The sequence below is a fragment of the Streptomyces sp. NPDC088910 genome (assembly GCF_044749865.1).
GTDB lineage: Bacteria > Actinomycetota > Actinomycetes > Streptomycetales > Streptomycetaceae > Actinacidiphila.
This window is the reverse complement of record NZ_JBIVIV010000001.1, coordinates 49,328-67,644: the sequence shown is the minus strand read 5'-3', so window position 1 is coordinate 67,644 and position 18,317 is coordinate 49,328. Positions and strand designations below refer to the sequence as shown.

17 protein-coding genes and 1 riboswitch are annotated in these 18,317 nt (G+C 73.3%); of the genes, 7 read left to right on the top strand and 10 right to left on the bottom strand.

All coding sequences use genetic code 11. From position 1 onward, the window contains the following. Positions 1 to 4 precede the first annotated feature (4 nt). The 6 genes from ACIP4Z_RS00285 to thiO all read right to left on the bottom strand — a co-directional run bounded on the left by ACIP4Z_RS00285 (position 5) and on the right by thiO (position 5,999). On the bottom strand, positions 5 to 505 hold the full coding sequence (locus ACIP4Z_RS00285) for a DUF4396 domain-containing protein (protein WP_401303791.1): 501 nt from the start codon (positions 503 to 505) through the stop codon (positions 5 to 7). Between the two features lie 92 nt (positions 506 to 597). After that, entirely contained in the window at positions 598 to 1,452 is an 855-nt protein-coding gene (locus ACIP4Z_RS00280; RefSeq protein WP_401303788.1) for a deoxyribonuclease IV, read from the bottom strand. 40 nt (positions 1,453 to 1,492) lie between these two features. After that, positions 1,493 to 3,481 carry a Stk1 family PASTA domain-containing Ser/Thr kinase gene (gene pknB / locus ACIP4Z_RS00275; protein ID WP_401303786.1) on the bottom strand — a complete coding sequence of 663 codons (1,989 nt, stop codon included), beginning with the start codon at positions 3,479 to 3,481 and terminating at the stop codon, positions 1,493 to 1,495. Between the two features lie 227 nt (positions 3,482 to 3,708). After that, positions 3,709 to 4,521 (bottom strand): thiazole synthase, encoded by an 813-nt coding sequence (locus ACIP4Z_RS00270; protein ID WP_401303784.1) that lies wholly within the window; start codon positions 4,519 to 4,521, stop codon positions 3,709 to 3,711. Positions 4,522 to 4,524: 3 nt separating this feature from the next. After that, positions 4,525 to 4,731: a sulfur carrier protein ThiS gene (gene thiS / locus ACIP4Z_RS00265; protein ID WP_188284340.1), complete on the bottom strand. Its 207-nt coding sequence runs from the start codon at positions 4,729 to 4,731 to the stop codon at positions 4,525 to 4,527. Further along, entirely contained in the window at positions 4,728 to 5,999 is a 1,272-nt protein-coding gene (gene thiO, locus ACIP4Z_RS00260; protein ID WP_401303780.1) for a glycine oxidase ThiO, read from the bottom strand. The genes thiS and thiO overlap by 4 nt, the downstream gene beginning before the upstream one ends. Next, positions 5,995 to 6,107, bottom strand: a riboswitch (TPP riboswitch). It overlaps the preceding gene by 5 nt. 109 nt (positions 6,108 to 6,216) lie before the next feature. On the opposite strand from thiO, the gene ACIP4Z_RS00255 reads away from it, so the two are divergent. From ACIP4Z_RS00255 to ACIP4Z_RS00235, 5 genes are all read left to right on the top strand, one after another. Beyond that, positions 6,217 to 7,389 (top strand): NAD(P)/FAD-dependent oxidoreductase, encoded by a 1,173-nt coding sequence (locus tag ACIP4Z_RS00255; RefSeq protein WP_401304991.1) that lies wholly within the window; start codon positions 6,217 to 6,219, stop codon positions 7,387 to 7,389. 65 nt (positions 7,390 to 7,454) lie between these two features. Then, positions 7,455 to 7,829: an Rv2175c family DNA-binding protein gene (locus tag ACIP4Z_RS00250; RefSeq protein ID WP_355334168.1), complete on the top strand. Its 375-nt coding sequence runs from the start codon at positions 7,455 to 7,457 to the stop codon at positions 7,827 to 7,829. A gap of 28 nt (positions 7,830 to 7,857) precedes the next feature. Continuing rightward, positions 7,858 to 8,523 (top strand): thiamine phosphate synthase, encoded by a 666-nt coding sequence (gene thiE / locus ACIP4Z_RS00245; protein ID WP_401303778.1) that lies wholly within the window; start codon positions 7,858 to 7,860, stop codon positions 8,521 to 8,523. A 612-nt stretch (positions 8,524 to 9,135) separates the two neighbouring features. Continuing rightward, positions 9,136 to 10,053, top strand: a complete 918-nt coding sequence (metF, locus tag ACIP4Z_RS00240; RefSeq protein ID WP_355334163.1) for a methylenetetrahydrofolate reductase [NAD(P)H] — start codon at positions 9,136 to 9,138, stop codon at positions 10,051 to 10,053. Positions 10,054 to 10,097: 44 nt separating this feature from the next. Further along, on the top strand, positions 10,098 to 11,060 hold the full coding sequence (locus tag ACIP4Z_RS00235) for a hypothetical protein (RefSeq protein ID WP_391159781.1): 963 nt from the start codon (positions 10,098 to 10,100) through the stop codon (positions 11,058 to 11,060). Between the two features lie 24 nt (positions 11,061 to 11,084). On the opposite strand, the gene ACIP4Z_RS00230 is transcribed toward ACIP4Z_RS00235, so the two are convergent. From ACIP4Z_RS00230 to ACIP4Z_RS00215, 4 genes are all read right to left on the bottom strand, one after another. Then, on the bottom strand, positions 11,085 to 13,367 hold the full coding sequence (locus ACIP4Z_RS00230; RefSeq protein ID WP_401304989.1) for a germacradienol/geosmin synthase: 2,283 nt from the start codon (positions 13,365 to 13,367) through the stop codon (positions 11,085 to 11,087). 219 nt (positions 13,368 to 13,586) lie between these two features. Beyond that, positions 13,587 to 15,104, bottom strand: a complete 1,518-nt coding sequence (locus ACIP4Z_RS00225) for a phytoene desaturase family protein (protein ID WP_401303774.1) — start codon at positions 15,102 to 15,104, stop codon at positions 13,587 to 13,589. 35 nt (positions 15,105 to 15,139) lie between these two features. Then, positions 15,140 to 15,748 carry a DUF4126 domain-containing protein gene (locus ACIP4Z_RS00220; protein WP_355334153.1) on the bottom strand — a complete coding sequence of 203 codons (609 nt, stop codon included), beginning with the start codon at positions 15,746 to 15,748 and terminating at the stop codon, positions 15,140 to 15,142. 281 nt (positions 15,749 to 16,029) lie between these two features. Beyond that, entirely contained in the window at positions 16,030 to 16,644 is a 615-nt protein-coding gene (locus tag ACIP4Z_RS00215; protein ID WP_355334150.1) for a TetR/AcrR family transcriptional regulator, read from the bottom strand. A 164-nt stretch (positions 16,645 to 16,808) separates the two neighbouring features. Here ACIP4Z_RS00215 and ACIP4Z_RS00210 point away from each other — a divergent pair, with 164 nt between their 5' ends. After that, positions 16,809 to 17,306 (top strand): SAV_6107 family HEPN domain-containing protein, encoded by a 498-nt coding sequence (locus ACIP4Z_RS00210; protein WP_355334148.1) that lies wholly within the window; start codon positions 16,809 to 16,811, stop codon positions 17,304 to 17,306. 151 nt (positions 17,307 to 17,457) lie between these two features. Further along, the gene (locus tag ACIP4Z_RS00205) at positions 17,458 to 18,228 is read left to right on the top strand and encodes a methyltransferase domain-containing protein (RefSeq protein WP_391043951.1); all 771 of its coding nucleotides are present in this window, start codon (positions 17,458 to 17,460) and stop codon (positions 18,226 to 18,228) included. Positions 18,229 to 18,317: the final 89 nt, after the last annotated feature.

Sequence of the window (18,317 nt, the reverse complement as noted above, 5' to 3'; positions counted from 1 at the left end):
CGGCTCAGTGGTGGTACTGGTGCACCACCGCGTGGCCCTTGCCCCGCCCGATCAGCCACTTGTTGACCGGGGTCGTGACGGCGAAGGCCACCACGAAGGAGAGCGCCAGGCTCACCCAGAACAGGGCGTCGGCCAAGGTCGCGTCCATGGCGCCGGGGAAGACCAGGATCGTGCCGTTGTCGGCCAGCTCCATGAAGATGATCGACACGGTGTCGGCGGCGAGCGCCACCCGCAGCGCCGAGCGCGGGTCCAGGCCCGCGCGCAGCACGCCGCGCATGGTGAGCGAGTAGCCGAAGACGAAGGCGAGCACGATCGCCAGCAGCATCGTCCGCACGTTGTCCCAGCCGAGCGCCGTGCCGATCAGCATGCCGAGGACCTCGCCGATGGCGCAGCCGGTGAGGCAGTGCAGGGTCGCCTGGGCGGCCGTCCGCCAGCCCGCCCCGCCGCCGCTGCCGCCGTGGTGCGCGTGCGCCGCGTGGTCGTGGGCCGTGTGCTCGTACGCCATGGGATGTCCCCGTCCTCAGGAAGTGCGTGCGGTGCCTTGCGGTCAGCACAACCACATACCCCCTGGGGGTATTCCTGAGCCGGGAGCAGCCCCTAGCCGCGCAGCTCCTTCAGCAGCTTCACGTCCGACGCGTGCCCCTCGGGCCCGCCCGGCGTCTCGATGACCAGCGGCACGCCCTCCGTCGCCGGGTGCCGCAGCAGCTCACGGAACGGCTCCGCGCCCAGATGGCCCGCGTCGATGTTCGCGTGCCGGTCCTTGCGCGCCCCGCACACGTCCTTGCTGCCGTTGGCGTGCACCAGCCGCAGCCGCCCCTCGCCCGCCGTCGCCGCCAGTTCGTCCAGCATCGCCGTCATCCCGCCGGGCGCCGCCATGTCGTGCCCCGCCGCGAAGGCGTGACAGGTGTCCAGGCACACCCCGAGCCGGGGATGCCGGTCGAGCGCCGCCATGTACGGGCCCAGGTCCGCGACCAGCGAGCACAGCGAGGAGCCCTGCCCCGCCGTCGGTTCCAGCAGCAGCCACGGGTCGTCGTGCGTCAGCTCGTCCAGCAGCGGCCGTACCCGCTCGCGCACCTGCGCCAGCGCCACCTCGCGGGTCCTGCCGCCGGTCGCCGAGCCGGTGTGCACCACCACGCCCAGCGCGCCGATCGCCCGCGCCCGGCGCAGCGAGTGCCGCAGCGACTCCACCGAGCGGTCCACCGTCGCCTCGGTGTGCGAGCCGAAGTTGATCAGATACGGCGCGTGCACGTACGCGGGCAGGTCCAGCTCCGCGCAGCGCGTCCGGAACTCCTCGTCCTGGGCAGGGCTGCCGGGCGGAGTCGCCCAGCCGCGCGGATTGGCCGCGAAGACCTGGACGGTCTCCGCGCCGATCCGCTCCGCGTACCCCAGCCCCACGGTGGCCAGCCCGCCGGCCACCGGCACATGGCTGCCCACCGGATTGCGCGACCGCATCAGCCCGCCGCACCCGTCGGCGCGTCCGTCACCACGCGCATCAGCGCACCCAGATGGTGATCGTCGCGCCCTTGGGCGCCTGTCCGCCGCCGTCGGGGGACTGGCTGAAGACGGTGTCGCCGAAGAACACGGTGATCACCCGGACGTCGAAGCCCGCGTCCTGGAGGATCTGCTTGGCCTCGTCCTTCTTCTTGCCCGTCACGCCCGGCACGTCGAACTGCTGCTGGCCCTTGGACACGGTGATCGTCACCGTGTCGCCGGTGCCGACCTGCGTCCCCACCTCCGGGGACGCCAGCGCGACCTTGTCCTTGTCCGCGACGTCGGAGAACACCTTGTCCGGCGCCAGGACGACCTTCAGACCCGCGTCCTCGAGCTGCTGCTGCGCGTCGGTGACCGAGTCGCCGATCACGTCCGGCACGTCGACCGGAGCCCCGCGCGACACCTTGATCGCCACCGGGGTGTCGGGCGCCCGCCGGATGCCGCCGGCGGGGTCGGTGGAGACCACCTGACCGCGGGGCACGTCCTCGCTGAACTCCTGGGCCACCGTGCCGGGCGTCAGACCCGCGTCCTTCAGCTCCTTGCGCGCGGTCTCCAGCGGCTTGCCCCGGACGTCGGGCACCTGGACCTGCTGCGGGCCCTTGGAGACCTTCAGCGTCACCGTGCCGTTGTCCCGGACGCGCTTGCCGGGACCCGGATCCGTCGAGATCACCTTGCCGCGCGGCACCGTGATCGAGAAGTCCCGCGTCACCTTCGCGCGCAGCCCCGCCGCGTCCAGCTTCTTCTCCGCGTCGGCCTGCGACAGCGCCAGCACCGCGGGCACCTTCGTGAACTGCCCGTCGCTGATGTACCAGACGCCCGCGCCGACCCCGAGCAGCACCAGCAGCGCCAGCACCACCGCCAGCGGCCCGCGCCGCCGCGGCGCACCGTCCCCGCGGCCCCGCCGCCGCGGCTGCCGCGGACCCGCGGGCGGCTCCTCGGGCGGCGGGGGCGGCAGCAGCAGCCTGCTCGTACGGTTCAGCTCGCCGCTGTCGGCCGCCGCCGGTACCGGCGGCGCGGAGGCGGGCATCGGCTCCGACGCGAAGGCCGCCGACGGATAGCGGTGGACGACGCTGGTCGGGTCCTCGGACCCGGCGCCGCTCATCTCGCCGATGGTGTCCGCGGGCTCGCGGTCCAGCTGCGCCGGGGTCAGCGCCGCCCGCACGTCGCGCACCTCGGCCAGCAGGTCCACGGCGTCCGCGGGCCTGCCCCGCGGGTCACGGCAGGCGGCCCGCGCCACCAGGGCGTCCAGCGCGGGTGCCAGACCGGCGACGACCGAGGACGGGGCTGGCACGTCCTCGTTGAGGTGCTGGAACATCACCTGCGCGGGCGTCGTCCCGTCGTACGGCTTGCGGCCGGTCAGCGTCTCGTACAGCACGACCCCGCACGCGTACACATCCGTGCGCTGGTCGACCACGCCGTGCCCGATCTGCTCGGGGGCGAGGTACGAGACGGTGCCCAGCAGCGAGCCGGTCGACGCGCTGGTCTGAGTGTCCACCGCCCTGACCAGGCCGAAGTCGGCGACCTTCACGCGGCCGTCGTCCCCGATCAGCACATTCTCCGGCTTCATGTCGCGGTGGACCAGGCCCGCGCGGTGCGCGGCGCCGAGCGCCGCCAGCACCGGCTCCATGATGTCCAGCGCCGCCCGCGGCTGGAGCGCCCCGCGCTCGCGCACCACGTCGCGCAGCGTGCAGCCGGCCACGTACTCCATGGCCAGATACACGTAGGTGCCGTCGGCGCCCTGGTCGAACATCCCGACGACATTCGGGTGCGCCAGCTTCGCCACGGCTTTGGCCTCGCGGATGAAGCGCTCGACGAAGCCGGTGTCGGTCGCCAGGGCCGGGTGCATCACCTTGAGCGCGAGCACCCGGTCGAGGCGGGTGTCCACGGCCCTGTACACCGTGGCCATCCCCCCGACAGCGATGCGCGCCTCGACCCGGTAACGGCGGTCGAGCGTCTGCCCGACGAGCGGGTCCTGCACGGTCGTGTCCACGATCGCCGATTCTACGAGGCCGGAATGCCCCGAACGGCGCTGCGCGCCCGGTCTGTACCCCACCTGTTGCGTGCCGCAACGCTTCCGTGACCTCCCGTCCCCCTGCCCGGGTCGGCGCCCTTCCCCGGGGCTCCGCCCCTGTACGGCCCTTCACGGAGGGCGGCGGCCCGATCCTTCAAGGGTCGTGGTGGGCACGTCCTGTGCGCGGTGGACGCGGGGCCCTGGACCTAGAAGGCGGGGCGTTCGGGGTCGAGGGAGGGGAGACCTTCGGGCGGGGAGGAGGGGAGGGCGAAGTGGCGGCGGGGGATACGCCCGGCACGAAAGGCCAGGCGCCCGGCCGTAACGGCGTGACGCATGCCCTCGGCCATGAGAACCGGCTGCCGCGCCCGCGTGACGGCCGAGGCCAGCATGACGGCGGCGCACCCGAGTTCCATGGCGAGCGCGGCGTCGGACGCCGTCCCCGCCCCGGCGTCGAGGACCACGGGAACACCGGCCCGCTCGGTGATGAGTTGAAAATTGTGCGGGTTGCGGATTCCGAGCCCCGACCCGATCGGCGACCCGAGCGGCATGATCGCCGCGCACCCCACATCCTCCAGCTTCCGTGCCAGCACCGGATCGTCGCTGGTGTACGGCAGTACCGTGAAGCCGTCGTCCACCAATGTCTCGGCGGCGTCGAGGAGTTCGACCGGATCGGGCAGCAACGTCCTCTCGTCCGCGATGACTTCCAGCTTCACCCAGTCGGTGCCGAGGGCCTCACGCGCCAGCCGCGCGGTCAGCACGGCCTCACCGGCCGTGAAGCACCCGGCGGTGTTGGGCAGCACACGGATGCCGTGCCGCCGCAGCACCGACAGCACCGACCCCTTCGTCGTGGGGTCGAGCCGCCGCATGGCGACGGTGGTCAGCTCCGTACCGGACGCGAGCAGCGCCTGCTCCAGCACCTCCAGGCTCGGCGCCCCGCCGGTCCCCATGATCAGCCGCGAGGAGAAGACGGCATCCCCGATCCGCAACGAGTCGCTGACGTCGACAGCGGAAGTCGTCATCCCTCAGCCCCCCTGCACGGCGGTGAGGATTTCCACGCGGTCACCGTCGGACAGCGGCGTCGCCGCCCACCGGGTGCGCGGGACGACCGTCTCGTTGAGGGCGGCGGCCACGCCGGAGGCGGCCGGGGTGAGGTCGGCCACCAGGGCGTCGAGGGCGAGGGGCGCGGGCAGGGAGCGGCGCTCGCCGTTCACCAGGACCGTGATCGTCATACGGTCTGCTCCTCACGCGCGGCGGCGGCCGGGGGAGCGGGTACCGGGAAGACGGGCACCGGGACGGCCGCGAAGCGGGAGGCGGCGAACGGGCGCGCGTACGCGGGCAGTTCGCCCGTGACCAGCGCCTCCGCCATGATGTCGCCGGTGATCGGGGTGAGCAGCACGCCGTTGCGGTGGTGGCCGGTGGCCAGCAGCAGGCCGTCCAGCGCGCCGCGGCCGAGGAGCGGGGCGTTGTCCGGGGACCCCGGCCGCAGACCCGCCAGGGTCTCGGTGAGCGGCAGTTCGGTGATGCCGGGCACCAACTCGTGGGCGTCCCGGAGGAGTTCGTAGACCCCGCCCGCGGTCACCGTGGTGTCCCAGCCCAACTCCTCGCTGGTCGCGCCGAGTACCAGCTCCCCGTTCTCGCGCGGCACCAGGTACACATGGCTGCCGCGTACCACCGCCCGGACCGTACGGGACAGGAACGGCGCGTGGCCCGGCGGGATGCGCAGCCGCAGGATCTGCCCCTTCACCGGCCGTACCGGCGGCAGCGCGGCCTCGGGCACGCCCGCGATCCGGCCGCTCTCGCTGCCCGCGGCCAGCACCGTACGACCGGCTGTGACCGCCGTACCGTCGTCGAGCAGCGCGCCGACGGCCCGGCCGCCCGAGATCTCGACGCGGGTCACCGCCGAGCGGTGCAGGACCACACCGGCCAGCTCCGCGGCCCGCAGCAGCGCCGTGGCGAGACGGCGCGGGTCGACCTGGTGGTCGCCGTCCACCCGCAGTCCGCCGCGGACACCGGGGGCGAGCAGCGGTTCGAGGCGGCGGCAGTCCCGGCCGCTCAGCCACTCCGAGGGCAGGCCCAGCGAGGTCTGGAAGGCGTGCAGATCGCGCAGGTGCGCGCGGTCGTCGGCGTCCAGCGCGACGGTCAGGGTGCCGCAGGCGCGGAAGCCGACGTCGAGGCCGGTCGCCTCGGTCAACTCGGCCACGAAATCCGGGTATCGGCGCGCCGACGCCAGATTGAGGTCCAGCAGCGTCTGCTCGCCGTACTGCGATTCGGTGACCGCGGCCAGCATGCCCGCCGCCACCCGCGCCGCGCCGCCGCCGGGGTCCGGGTCGGCCACGGCGGTCCGCAGGCCGCGCTGCGCCGCCCGCCAGGCGGTGACCAGGCCGATGATGCCGCCGCCCACCACCAGGACGTCGTACGACGCCGCCGCGCGGGAACTCCGCGGCGCGGCCGTCGGAGCCGCCGGTCCGCTCGGCGCCGCCGGTTCAGGTGTACCCATCGAATACCGCCCTCCCTTCGCCGGAATGACCCGGATCAGGTTCGTACGGTCGGCGGCCGTCCAGCCGCCCTCTCAGCCCGGTGCGTCCGGGCTCCCGCGTGTTCTCTGGCCCCGACACCATATCCCCGCCCGCCGCCCGGGGGTGGCCCGGCGTCGTCGGCGGCCCGTACCGACTACCGTGAATCATGTGAACGACGTCGTGATTGTCGGGGCCGGGATGGCCGGGGTGCAGACGGCGGTCTGCCTGCGCGAGCAGGGCTGGCGGGACGGCATCGTGCTGGTCGGCGACGAGCCGCACCCTCCGTACGACCGCCCGCCGCTGTCGAAGGCGGTCCTGCTCGGCACGGCGGGCGAGGACACCGACGTCCGCTTCGACGTCGACTTCGACGCCCTGGACGTGGATCTGCGCCTGGGCGTACGGGCGCAGGGGCTGCGGCCAGGCGACCACGAGGTCGTCACCGACAAGGGCGGCCTACGCTACGGCCGTCTCGTCGTCGCGACCGGCGCCTACCCCGTGGCGCTGCCCGGCACGGCGGGCCTGCCCGGCGTCCACCTGCTGCGCACCCTGGACGACGCGGCGGCGCTGCGCCCGGTGCTGGACGCACACAAGGACGTCGTGGTGGTCGGCGCGGGCTGGATCGGCGCCGAATTCGCCACCGCGGCGCGGCAGGCGGGCTGCGAGGTGACTGTCGTGGAGGCCGCGGACCGGCCGCTGTCCGGCGCGCTGCCCGCCACCATCACCGGCCACATGCGGGCCTGGTACGCCGACGCCGGGGTACGGCTGCTCACCGGCACCGCCGTCGCCGAGGTCGAACCCGGCGCCGTGGTGCTCGCCGACGGCACCCGGCTGCCCGCCGCGGCCGTCGTGGTCGGCATCGGCGCCAGGCCCGCCACCGGCTGGCTGGCCGGTTCCGGCGTCGGCCTCGGTCCGGACGGCGCCGTACTCGCCGACGACCGGCTGCGCACCACCGCGTCCGACGTGTACGCCGTCGGCGACTGCGCGTCGTTCCCGTCCGCGCGCTACGGCGAGCGGCTGCTCATCCACCACTGGGACAACGCCGTGCAGGGCCCGCGGACCGCCGCCGCCAACGTCCTCGGCGGCGACGAGGCGTACGACCCGGTGCCGTACTTCTGGTCCGAGCAGTTCGGCCGCTTCGTGCAGTACGCAGGGCACCACACGGGCGCCGACACGATGCTGCTGCGCGGCGACCCGGCGAGCCCGTCCTGGTCGGTGTGCTGGCTGCGCGGCGGCGCCCTGGCCGCGCTGCTGGCCGTGGACCGGCCGCGGGACCTGGCGCAGGCCCGCAAGCTGGTCGCCCGCGCGGCGGTGCTGGACCCGGCGCTCGCCGCCGACCCGGCGGTGCAGCTCAAGTCGGCGGCCCTGCGCTGAGCGGGGCGTCCCGCTAACGGCGCAGTGCCGCAGCGGTTGTCGGCGGCGGGTGGCACCCTTGTCCTGTGACTGTTTTCTCGTCGGTTGACGCACACATTGACGCTCTCGTCCCCTCGTGGCTCACGCTGCCCGAGGTCGCGGAGCGGCTCGGACTCGACATCACCCGGATTCGCCCCCTCATCAAGGAGGGCCAGCTCATCGCGGTCCGCCGCGGTGAGAACAAGGTGCTCATGGTGCCCGCTGACTTCGTCGGCGAAGGCGCCATCACCAAGGGCCTGTCCGGCACGCTCACCGTGCTCAAGGACGACGGGTTCTCGGACGATGAGGCGCTGGAATGGCTCTTCACGCCCGACCCGAGCCTCCCCGGCACCCCCGCCCAGGCACTGCGCGAGAATCGCGGGACCGAGGTGAAGCGCCGAGCGCAGGCGCTCGCCGTGTAACCCGTACGCCTCAGGGGGAACCGCCCGCATGACGACCACCGCCGCCGCCACCGCCGTGGGCACCGCCCGTGACCGGCTCGCCGCCGCCCGGCTCTATCTGTGCACCGACGCCAGGACCGAGCGCGGCGACCTCGCCGAGTTCGCGGACGCGGCACTGAGCGGCGGGGTGGACGTCATCCAGCTCCGGCACAAGGGCATCGAGGCGGGGGCCGAACTGGCGGCCCTCGCCGTCCTCGCCGAGGTCTGCCGCAGGCACGGCAAGCTCCTCGCGGTCAACGACCGCGCCGATGTGGCGCACGCGGCCCGGGCCGACGTCCTGCACCTCGGCCAGGGGGACCTGCCGGTCCCGGCCGCGCGCGCCATCCTCGGCGACGAGGTGCTGATCGGGCGGTCCTGCCATGCCGCTTCCGAGGTGGACGCCGCCGCCGTGGAGCCCGGCGCCGACTACTTCTGCACCGGGCCCGTCTGGCCCACGCCCACCAAGCCGGGGCGTCCCGCCCCGGGGCTCGACCTGGTCCGGCACGCCGCCGGGCTCACGACCGACCGGCCCTGGTTCGCCATCGGCGGCATCTCCCTCGACAACATCTCCCAGGTCCGCGCCGCCGGTGCGCGCCGCGTCGTCGTCGTCCGCGCCCTCACCGAGGCCGCCGATCCCGCCGGCGCGGCCTCCGCCCTCCGCGCTGCCCTCGCCTGACACCTAGGCGGTGAGCATTCCCGGGGCCCGGCCCCTGGACGGTCCTTTCCCGCAGGCGGCAAGCCGGTCTTTCCGGGGCGCGGCCCCGAGGCGGTCTTTCTGCCAGGGCGGCTGGCCGATCTCTTGAGGGGCGCGGGGAACTGCGCGGCCCGCCCCCACCGGGCTGTCAGCCCGGAAACAACAGCGTCTGCCCCGCTGGGGCCGGTTTCCAAAGGCGCGCCACCGCCGTGGCCGAGCGCGCAGTTCCCCGCGCCCCTAAAAACCCGGCGTACCGCCCCCGGCAGAGGGACCGCCTGGGCCCGCGCCCCCGGAAAACACGGTGTGCCGCCCCCGGCAGAGGGACCGCCCGGGGGCGCGCCCCTCACTACACGGTGCCGCCCCCGGCAGAGAGACCGCCCGGGGTCGCGCCCCGGGAAAGCGGGGACCCGCGGGAGGGGAAGGTGGCTTCGGCGGGGCCCGACGGGGGGCGAGCCCCGGGGAAGGCGCGGGCATGGGCGCCAAGCCCACCCGGTGTCCAATCCGTGGACCGCCGGTGGCCAGGAAATGGACGTACGAGGTCATATCGCCCCGTCCGGTTACGGACGGTGGCCAGCCGGGGCTAGCCTTCAAGGCATGGCTTTGGGGACACCTTCCACGCGAACAGACCGGGCGATCACGATCCGTGAGCTCCTGGCGCGGGGCGAGCGCTCGTACTCGTTCGAATTCGCCGCGCCGAGGACGGAGAAGGGCGAGCGGACGCTGTGGAACGCGATCCGCAGGATCGAGGCGGTCGGCCCCACGTTCGTGTCGGTGACCTACGGCGCGGGCGGCTCCTCGCGGGAGGGCACGGTGCGGGCCACGGACCGGATCGTGTCGGACACCACGCTGACCCCGTGCGCGCACCTCACGGCCGTGAACCACTCGGTGGCCGAGCTGCGCAACATCATCGGGCAGTACGCGGACGCCGGAATCCGCAACATCCTGGCTGTGCGCGGGGACCCGCCGGGCGACCCGCTCGCGGAGTGGGTGCCGCACCCGGAGGGCCTGACGTACGCGGCGGAACTGGTCCGGCTGATCAAGGAGTCCGGCGACTTCTGCGTCGGCGTGGCCGCGTTCACCGAGATGCACCCGCGCTCCACCGACCCGGCCGAGGACACCCGGCACTTCCTGGACAAGTGCCGCGCGGGCGCCGACTTCGCCATCACGCAGATGTTCTTCGACGCGGAGGACTACCTGCGGCTGCGCGACCGGGTCGACGCGGCGGGGTGCAGCACCCCGATCATTCCCGAGGTCATGCCGGTCACCAACGTCCGGCAGATCGAGCGTTTCGCCCAGCTCGGCAACGCCCCCTTCCCCTCCGACCTGGCCGAACGCATCCTCGCGGTGCAGGACGACCCGGTCGCGGTCCGGGCGATCGGCATCGAGTTCACCACCGAGATGTGCCGCCGTCTGATGGCGGAGGACATTCCGGGGCTGCACTTCATTACTCTTAACCACTCGACAGCGTCGCTGGAGATCTACGAGAACCTCGGTCTGCACCAGCGGACGTGACCGGCTCGGTACAGTCGGCTCGGTCCAGTTAAGGAAGTGGGCGCATGGGCTACTCGGTGCTGTACGTCGCCTTCGGAATCGTCGCGCTGTGGCTGCTCGGTGAGGTACTGCTCCAGTACAAGGCGCGGCTGCGCTATCGCGTACTGGCCTTCGCCGGGTTCCTGGGCGTGGTCGTCGGCGTGTCCCAGCGCAATGTGATCATCATCGTGCTCGGCGCGCTCGCCTTCGGCGCGGGCCAGTCCTTCGTGACGCTCTCCTACAAGCGCGGCTTCTCCACCGGCTGGGCGCTCGGCGGGCGTCCCGGCTCCAGCCGCCGCCGCAGGAAGGGCGGGGTGACCGAGCCGGTGCTGGAGGTCAGCCCGGTCGAGGAGGAGTACCCGGAGGAATTCGCCGCCGCCCGGCAGCCGGGTCCGCGCGACGAACTCGACGCGGACGAGCCCGATCTGTTCGGCGGCGGGCGGCCGTTGGACTCCGGCCAGATCTACCAGCCGGTCCCGATGCACGAGGACAGCGGCGAATACCCGGTCTACGACGGCCAGTCGACGTACACCCCCGACCCGTACACCAGCGGCGGCTACGAGGGGTACGGCGCGCAGGGCTATGCGGGCTGGGGCGGCGAACCCCAGCCCGCGGCGGCCTCCTACGCCGGTGACGGCTCCGACCAGTCCGGCTGGGGCGGCCACGAATACGGCTACGACCCGGGCGCCTACCAGGAGCCCGCCCCCGCCCCCTACGGCTACGACACCCCGGCCGGCGGCGGCGAGCCCTACCCGTACCCGTATCCGCAGCCCCAGCCGCGGTACGAGACCTACGGCGGTCAGCAGGAGCAGGAGCAACAGCCGCTGGGCAGCGACCCGTACGGCTACCCGTACCAGCAGCAGCCCGACCCGCAGGCGCAGCCGTACATCCCCCAGCAGCAGTACCAGTCGCCGTACGAGCAGCAGCAACCGCCCCAGCAGGAGCAGCAGCCGCAGTACGCCGACCCGTACGACCCCTACCGCTACTGAGAGTTCGCCCCGCCGGCCGCCCCGCTACCCGGCCTGGGTGCGGGCCGCGTGCAGCAGTGACGGCAGCCGGGCCGCCGCCGTGCCCAGGCCGTTGGGCGCGGCCCAGGTCTGGGCGGGCAGCACGGCGGCCACGTGCGGGAAGTCCCTCCGCAGCGTCTCCTCCTCGTAGCGGTGGCAGCCCTCGTGCCAGGTGAGGATGCCCGCCAGCCAGTCGCGCAGCTCCTGCGCGTAGCCGAGCAGCACCTCGCGCGCCGCGTCGTCGAGTGCGAACTCCTCGAAGAGCGTGGGCAGTTGGTTCTCGGTGATGTGCTGGAACTCCTGCATCCGCGCGGCCATCAGATCCCCGACCACGTCCATCGCCTCCTGCGGCGAGCAGTCCAGGAAATTCTGCACGACGAGCACCGCGTTGTGGATCTCCCCCTCGAACTCGATCTCCTTGCGGTACGAGAACACGTCGTTGAGCAGGCAGGCGAAGTCGGCGGCGGCCACCTCCATGGACTGCACGGGCCGCGAGCGGTAGACGGCGTCCGGCAGCGCGTCACCGTGGCCGATCCGCGACAGGCTCATCGTCAGGTCGGAGCCGAAGGTCTTGCGGCGCATCTCGATGTAGTCGACCGGGTCCGGCACCCGGTTCTGCTTCTGGTTGGCCAGCTCCCACAGCCAGCTCTCGCACATGTCCTCGACGGCGAAGCGGAATTTGCCCCGCGCGTCGGGGGACATCGGGCCCGCGGTGCGCCGCCACAGGTCCGCCAGACCCCGCTCCAGCGCGCTCACCGGCGTGGGCGCGGGCTCGTCGCCCAGCGGCATGAACAGCTTGAACCGCTCGGTGGCCAGCCGGGCCGCTCCGGCGTCGGGGGACCGGCCGAAGACCAGCGGGTAGTAGTCGTCGCCGTAGGTGCCCCAGGTCAGCCAGTCCGTGGTGAGGTTCAGCTCCTCCGGCGAGGCCGCCGGGTGGATGCCCGCCGCGCACAGCGCGAAGTCGTAGTCGGCGAGCTTGCGTTCGTTCCACAGCCCGCCGGGGACGGGGAAGCCGGGCTCCGCGCCGAGGATGCCCATCGCCCGGCCCCACTCCATGTTGTGCCGCCGGGCGGTGTCCAAGTGCGGGCTGAGCGTGGTCTCGAACGGCATGTGGATCTCGGCGCGCCGGACCGTGTCGGTGCGCTGGTGCGGGGCGTGCGAGAAGGACCGGGCGCGCTGCGGCAAGGTCGCGGCCAGCGAGTGCAGGATCTGCGCGGCCGAGGTGCCCAGGCCCGTCGGCCCGCCGATCGCGCCGCCGCCGATACCGGCGCCCGCGCCCACCGCGCGGGAACTGCCGTCCGCGCCGTTCATGTACCGGCTGGAGCGCATGTGCCACTCGTGGCCGCCCGACTGCCAGTCCTGGAGTCCCTTGACGTACGCGAAGACGCCGAGACGTTCCTGCGGGGTCAGGCCGAACTGCCCGAACAGCGGCTCCACTTCGGTGAGCGCGGTGTGCTCGAACTGGTGCAGCCGCGAGGTCAGCAGGTCGTTCACCCGGTCCGCTGCCTGCTGGGCGGTCAGATCGAGGAACCGCTCAAGGACCAGGACGGCGTTGGAGAGTTCGCCCTCGTCCTCGATCTCCCGCTGGTACGAGAACAGGTCGTTGCGCAGGTGCACGCTGTCCGCGAAGCAGTCGCGCAGCACCCGCATCGCACGGCTCCCGGCGATCCGCGCCGGTACCTCGGCGCCCGCCGCGTGCTCGATCAGATTCGCCGACCAGGGCGCGCCGCCCACCTTGCGGCGCATCTCGATGTACTCGATCGGATTCGAGACGCGGCCCGCGTTGATGTTGGACAGCTCCCAGAGCGACTCCTCCAGCAGGTAGTACGTGCTCTCGTGGAACCGCTCCCTGAAGTCCTGCGACATCGTCGGCACCGTGCGCGCCCACAGGTCCGCGAGCCCCGCCTCGACCTGGTTGGTCGGCTCCGGCACCGGCTGTCCGGGATCCACCGGCATGAAGGCGGGCAGCCGGTCCAGGTACGCCTTCGCGCCCTGCATGTCCTGGCTGCGCTTGAAGATGTCCAGGAAGTGGTCGTCGAAGAAGAACACCCACACGTACCAGTCGGTGACCAGGTCCAGTTCGGGACCCGACGCGTCGGGATGGGTGTACGCGCACAGCAGCGCGTAGTCGTGGGCGTCGTAGTCCGCCTCGTCCCAGATCCCTGAGCCCTCGATCATGTCCATCTCGCGGGCCCACGCCTTGGAGTGCTCCCTGGCCCGTTCCAGGTGGGGGTTGAGCCGCGCCGGATACGGCACGTAGAACTGCGGGAGTTCGAAGGGCTGCGGCATGCTTCGTACGGCCTTCCGCTCGGTGATCACGGGCCACCGTTCACGCTAGGCGGCCACCGCGCGCCCCCGGAGCGCCCGCCGGGCTTTTCCGTCCGATCGGTTGAATCCGGGCGGTGGTCCGCTTAAGGATCTTCGCGACGGTAACGGGGGCGGCAAGAGGCGGACAGCGGACGGGAATCCGTCGAGCGAGCCGTCAACGAGCGCGCGGCGCACGCCCGTTCACCGGCTGCCGCCGGGCCCGCCCATGATCAGGTCGGCCACGATCGCGCCCGACATGCCCGCGTGCGGCAGTCCGCCGCCGGGGTGGGCCCAGCCGCCGACCCGGTAGAGACCGGGCAGCGCGTCGGCGTTGGGGGAGCGCAGCAGTGAGCCGTGCGCGCCCGCGAGCGCCGGGGCGGGGACCGAGCCGCCCGGTGCGCCGGTCTCGCGTTCCGTGTCCGCCGGTGTCCGCACGATCCGCCACAACTCCCGCTCCCGCAGGCCGGGTACGGCCGCCTCCGCGGCGGCCACCGCCCGCTCGGCGGCGGCGTCGGCGGCGCCGGGAGCCGTCCAGTCCAGGCCGGCCCGGCCGTGCGGCGGCACGGTCACCCTCACGGTGACCGCCTCGTGCCCGTCGTCCGGGCGCAGCGCGGGGTCGTCGGGCCGCAGCACCGTCACCGTGGGGACGGCGTCCGTGGTGCCGGGGGAGTCGAATGCCCAGGTCAGCGCGCGCTCGCGGTCCGGGGCGTGCACGACCGTACGGTGCACGGCGTCGGCCGGGCGCGCGCCGCGCAGCGCCATGTGGACGGTGAGGACGCCCCGCGGGTGCCGCGGGCCCCAGTCGGGCAACTCGTCCTCGGACTCCCAGGGCAGCACGTGGTCCCGGTAGAGCGCGGGCAGCGGCGCGCCCGCCACCACGAAGTCGGCCTCCGCCGTACCGCCGTCGGCCAGTTCCACCCCGGCGGCCCGGCCGTCCTTCTCCAGCACCCCGGTGACCTCGGCGCCGAACCGGAACTCCACCTTCCGCGCCAGGCAGCGCGCGTACACCGCGTCGGCCAGCGCCCGCAGCCCGCCGGGTACGTACCAGACGCCGAAGGTCTGCTCCACGTACGCCAGTACGGTCGCCGAGGCGGGAGCGGTGCGCGGGTCGAGGCCGTAGTCGAGCGGATAGCTCTCCAGCAGCGCGGCCAGCCGGGGGTCGCGCAACTCGCCGTCCGCGACGGCGGACAGGGTCCGCGCCCGCGCCGCGCGCCGCAGCAGACCGCGCTTCCCGGCCGCCGGATACGGATCCTCGCGCAGCGCGGCGGTCGCCCCGGACACCGCGTCCTCCAACAAGGGCCTGCGAGTGGCCTCCCAGGCTTCCCGGGCGCGCAGCATGACCTCGCTCCACCGCTCGCCGTTCCCGGCCCCCAGAGCGCCGTCCAGCGCTTCTATGACCCCGGAGCGCGACGCGTTGGGCAGCGTCAGATCCGTACCGTCGGCGAAGACGTGGCGGGCGGCCGGATCGGCCTGCGCCAGACCGACGGACTGTTCGAGCGACTCCCGGCCGGTCTTGACGAACAGATCGCGCTGCACGGCGGGCAGCAGCAGGAGACCGGGGCCGGTGTCGAAGGCGAAACCGTCCCTCTCGACCCGGCCCACACCGCCGCCGTACGTCGCCGACCGCTCGTGCACCACCACCCGGTGGCCGCCGATGGCGAGCCTGGCCGCCGCCGCCAGCGAGCCCATACCCGCGCCGATCACCGCAATCCGTGCCATGGCAGGGACTGTATCGAAGGCCGCCCGACAGGCTCTCAGGTGGGCGCCGGGGTGCCGTTCCGGTTCTTGCGCTCCCTGCGCTCCCTGCGGCGGCGCAGCGCGCGCCGGATCCGGGACAGCAGCAGGAGCACGACGGTCATGCCGAGCACCAGCAGCACCGCCGCGATGATCGCGGCGGGCAGCGGATGGAAGAGCGCGAAGGTGACGATGCTCGCGACGCCCAGGTCCTCGGCGAGGCTGACCACGATATTGCTCGCGGGCTCGGGCGAGGTGTTCACCGCCAGCCTCGTGCCCGCCTTCACCAGATGGCTGGCCAGCGCCGTGGACCCGCCGACCGCGCCCGCCGCCAGCTCCGACAGCGAACCCGACTGCCCGGCCAGCAGCGCCGCCACCACCGCGCCCGCGACCGGCCTGATCACCGTGTGCACGGCGTCCCACGCCGAGTCCACGTAAGGGATCTTGTCGGCCACCGCCTCGCAGAGGAACAGGGCGGCCGCGATCAGCAGCACATCGGTGCGCTGGAGCGAGAGCGGCACCTCGTCGGTGATACCCGCCCTGCCCATCACACCGAGCAGCAGCACGACGGCGTAGGCGTTGATCCCGCTCGCCCAGCCGCTGGTGAAGACCAGCGGAAGTACGGACATGCGCGGGACTCTAGCGAACCGCGCCCACTGTCACCGAGTGAAATCGCGCGGTCATGAGTATCCGTACCTAGACGCGCGGTTGAGTACGTTCGCGGATGGGGCGTCGGCCGGGAAACCGGAAGAGTGGGGACCGCGGACGGGCTTCGGTGCCAGAACCGCCGACACGGGGCGGCGGAAGTACACCGGTCCGTACGTGAACGGGGGGCGCACGGGGGAGGCGCTGTTCTGGCACGGACCTGCGGGGGACCGGACCCTGCCAGAACAGCGCACCCGCGGACCGCTCACTGGCGCGCCGAACGCCCGCCGACCCTGCCCTGGAGCAGCCGGGACAGCGCCGCGTGCACCTCGTCGATACCGCGCTCCGGCTGGAACGCCTGCCAGTCCAGCGCGGCGACCAGCACCATCCCGAACAGCGCGGACGCCGTCAGCGGTACGTCGATCTCGTCGTTCAGCTCACCCGCCGCCACGGCCTCGCCCAGCACCTTCTCGACCACCGCCACCGCCTCCTGACGCAGGATCATCAGCGTGTCCTGCCAGGCGCGGTTGGTGCGCCACAGCTCGGCCACGTAGAGCTGCGTGAAGGACGGGTAGCGCACGATGAAGTCGAGCCCCGCGTGGATCATCGCGTCCAGCGCGTCGACCTTGCCGCCGCCCTTGGCCTCCGCGTCCTGCGCGGCCTCGCGCAGCGAGACGGTCAGCAGACCCACGCCGTGCCGCAGCAACTCCTCGAACAGGTCGTTCTTGCTGGCGAAGTTGTAGTAGACGGTGCCCTTGGCGACCCCGGCCCGTTCGGCGATCTCGTCGACCGTGGTGGCGGAGAAGCCCTGTTCGGCGATGAGGGTGACGGCGGCCTCGTACAGCTTCTGACGAGTGGCCTGGCGTCGTGCGGTGGTCATGGTGCCGATTCTGCCTGTCCGGCGTCCGGCATGTTCACCGGGCACGTTCACCCGGCGGATTCCGGCCACCGCGCCAATGTCCCGTTTTCGGGCGTTACCCCAGGTCAGGACCGATTGTCAGTGGTAGCCCCCACTATGGGTGGCACGGAGAAAGGAGGCTCGCCATGGCAGCTCCCGTAAGCGACATCCATCCTGTGCTGCGCCGCGCCACCGCGTCACCCGCCGCCCTTGACCTGCTCACCCAGGCACACCTCGGCCTCGAAGAGGCCGCCGTCCTGGAGACTCCGAACGAGCGCTACGCCACCGCCCACCTCGCCGCCCTGCGCACCGCCGCCGCGGTGCTCGCGGTACGCGGCCGACCCGAGCCCGCCCCGCGCCGCCGCCAGCGGATACGCACCGCCTGGGAGGTGCTGCCCGAGGTCGCGCCCGAACTGGCGGAGTGGAGCGCCCTGTTCGAGGCGGGCGCGGCCCGCAGGGCCCGCGCCGAGGCCGGCATAGCCGGAGCCGCGGGCCCCCGCGACGCCGACGACCTGCTGCGCGCCGCGACCATGTTCCTGCGCCTGGTGGAGCGCATGCTGCTCCTCCAGCCCGCGCTCGCGGGCAAGCCGCCCCTGATCCCGGCCCCCGCGGCCGCGGAGCCACCCCGCAGACGCGCCAACTGACACCCGGCCGCGCGCGGCGGCCCCGTCGTCCTGGTCACGCACGAGCACCTGGACCATGACACCCGGCCGCGCGCGCGGCGGCCCCACCTCGGCCGGGGGCTCTAGAGTGGAGCCGCCCGATGTGACCAGCCCCTGCGAGGAGCCGCGCGCCATGTCCCGTCAAGGAGGGGTGGACCCGATGCGCCCCCGTGCCAGTCTGCGTACCGCCGTGGTGTGGGAGGTCCTCAAGGACGCTCTCGAACGGCGGGCCAAGACCGCGGACACGGCGGCACTCGACGTCCTGGACACCGGCGGCGGCACCGGCAACTTCGCGGTGCCCGTCGCCCGGCTCGGCCACCGCGTCACCGTCGTCGACCCCAGCCCCGACGCGCTCTTCGCACTGGAGCGCCGAGCCGCCGAGGCCGGGGTCACCGACCGGGTCAGCGCCGTCCAGGGTGACACCCACGGGCTGCCCGACATCGTGCCCCGCGCGAGCTGGGACATGGTGCTGTGCCACGGCGTCCTGGAGTACGTGGACGACCCGGCGGAGGCCGTGCGCAACGTGGTCGGAGCGCTCCGCCCCTCCGGCGCCCTCAGCCTGCTCGCGGCGGGCCGCGGCGGCGCTGTACTGGCCCGCGCCCTCGCCGGGCACTTCGCGGAGGCCCAGCACGCCCTCGGTGACCCGGACGGCCGATGGGGCGACGGCGATTCGCTGCCCCGCCGCTACACCGCGGACCAGCTCACCCGGCTGGTCACCGACGCGGGCCTGCGGGCCGCCGCCGTGCACGGCATCAGGGTCTTCGCCGACCTCGTCCCCGGCGTCCTGGTCGACACCGAGCCGGGCGCCCTGGAGGCGCTGCTGCGGCTGGAGCTGGCAGCGGCGGAGGAGCCCGGATTCCACTCGGTGGCCACCCAGCTCCACGTCCTCGGCGAGCGCGGCTGACGGAGCCCGCGCGACCCCCGGAAGGACCTCTTCCGCTTCACCCGCCCCCGCCACCGGCCGGAGTAGTCGGTCACAGGCCCCCCGTACCG

Excerpts from the sequence above, each read along its gene's own strand:
- thiO (WP_401303780.1), bottom strand. The coding sequence starts at position 5,999 with ATGGGTACACCTGAACCGGCGGCGCCGAGCGGACCGGCGGCTCCGACG.
- ACIP4Z_RS00205 (WP_391043951.1), top strand. The coding sequence starts at position 17,458 with ATGTCCCGTCAAGGAGGGGTGGACCCGATGCGCCCCCGTGCCAGTCTG.
- ACIP4Z_RS00280 (WP_401303788.1), bottom strand. The coding sequence starts at position 1,452 with ATGCGGTCGCGCAATCCGGTGGGCAGCCATGTGCCGGTGGCCGGCGGG.
- ACIP4Z_RS00210 (WP_355334148.1), top strand. The coding sequence starts at position 16,809 with ATGGCAGCTCCCGTAAGCGACATCCATCCTGTGCTGCGCCGCGCCACC.
- thiS (WP_188284340.1), bottom strand. The coding sequence starts at position 4,731 with ATGACGATCACGGTCCTGGTGAACGGCGAGCGCCGCTCCCTGCCCGCG.
- ACIP4Z_RS00225 (WP_401303774.1), bottom strand. The coding sequence starts at position 15,104 with ATGGCACGGATTGCGGTGATCGGCGCGGGTATGGGCTCGCTGGCGGCG.
- metF (WP_355334163.1), top strand. The coding sequence starts at position 9,136 with ATGGCTTTGGGGACACCTTCCACGCGAACAGACCGGGCGATCACGATC.
- ACIP4Z_RS00235 (WP_391159781.1), top strand. The coding sequence starts at position 10,098 with ATGGGCTACTCGGTGCTGTACGTCGCCTTCGGAATCGTCGCGCTGTGG.
- ACIP4Z_RS00220 (WP_355334153.1), bottom strand. The coding sequence starts at position 15,748 with ATGTCCGTACTTCCGCTGGTCTTCACCAGCGGCTGGGCGAGCGGGATC.
- thiE (WP_401303778.1), top strand. The coding sequence starts at position 7,858 with ATGACGACCACCGCCGCCGCCACCGCCGTGGGCACCGCCCGTGACCGG.
- ACIP4Z_RS00270 (WP_401303784.1), bottom strand. The coding sequence starts at position 4,521 with ATGACGACTTCCGCTGTCGACGTCAGCGACTCGTTGCGGATCGGGGAT.
- ACIP4Z_RS00230 (WP_401304989.1), bottom strand. The coding sequence starts at position 13,367 with ATGCCGCAGCCCTTCGAACTCCCGCAGTTCTACGTGCCGTATCCGGCG.
- ACIP4Z_RS00285 (WP_401303791.1), bottom strand. The coding sequence starts at position 505 with ATGGCGTACGAGCACACGGCCCACGACCACGCGGCGCACGCGCACCAC.
- ACIP4Z_RS00215 (WP_355334150.1), bottom strand. The coding sequence starts at position 16,644 with ATGACCACCGCACGACGCCAGGCCACTCGTCAGAAGCTGTACGAGGCC.
- ACIP4Z_RS00255 (WP_401304991.1), top strand. The coding sequence starts at position 6,217 with ATGGCCGGGGTGCAGACGGCGGTCTGCCTGCGCGAGCAGGGCTGGCGG.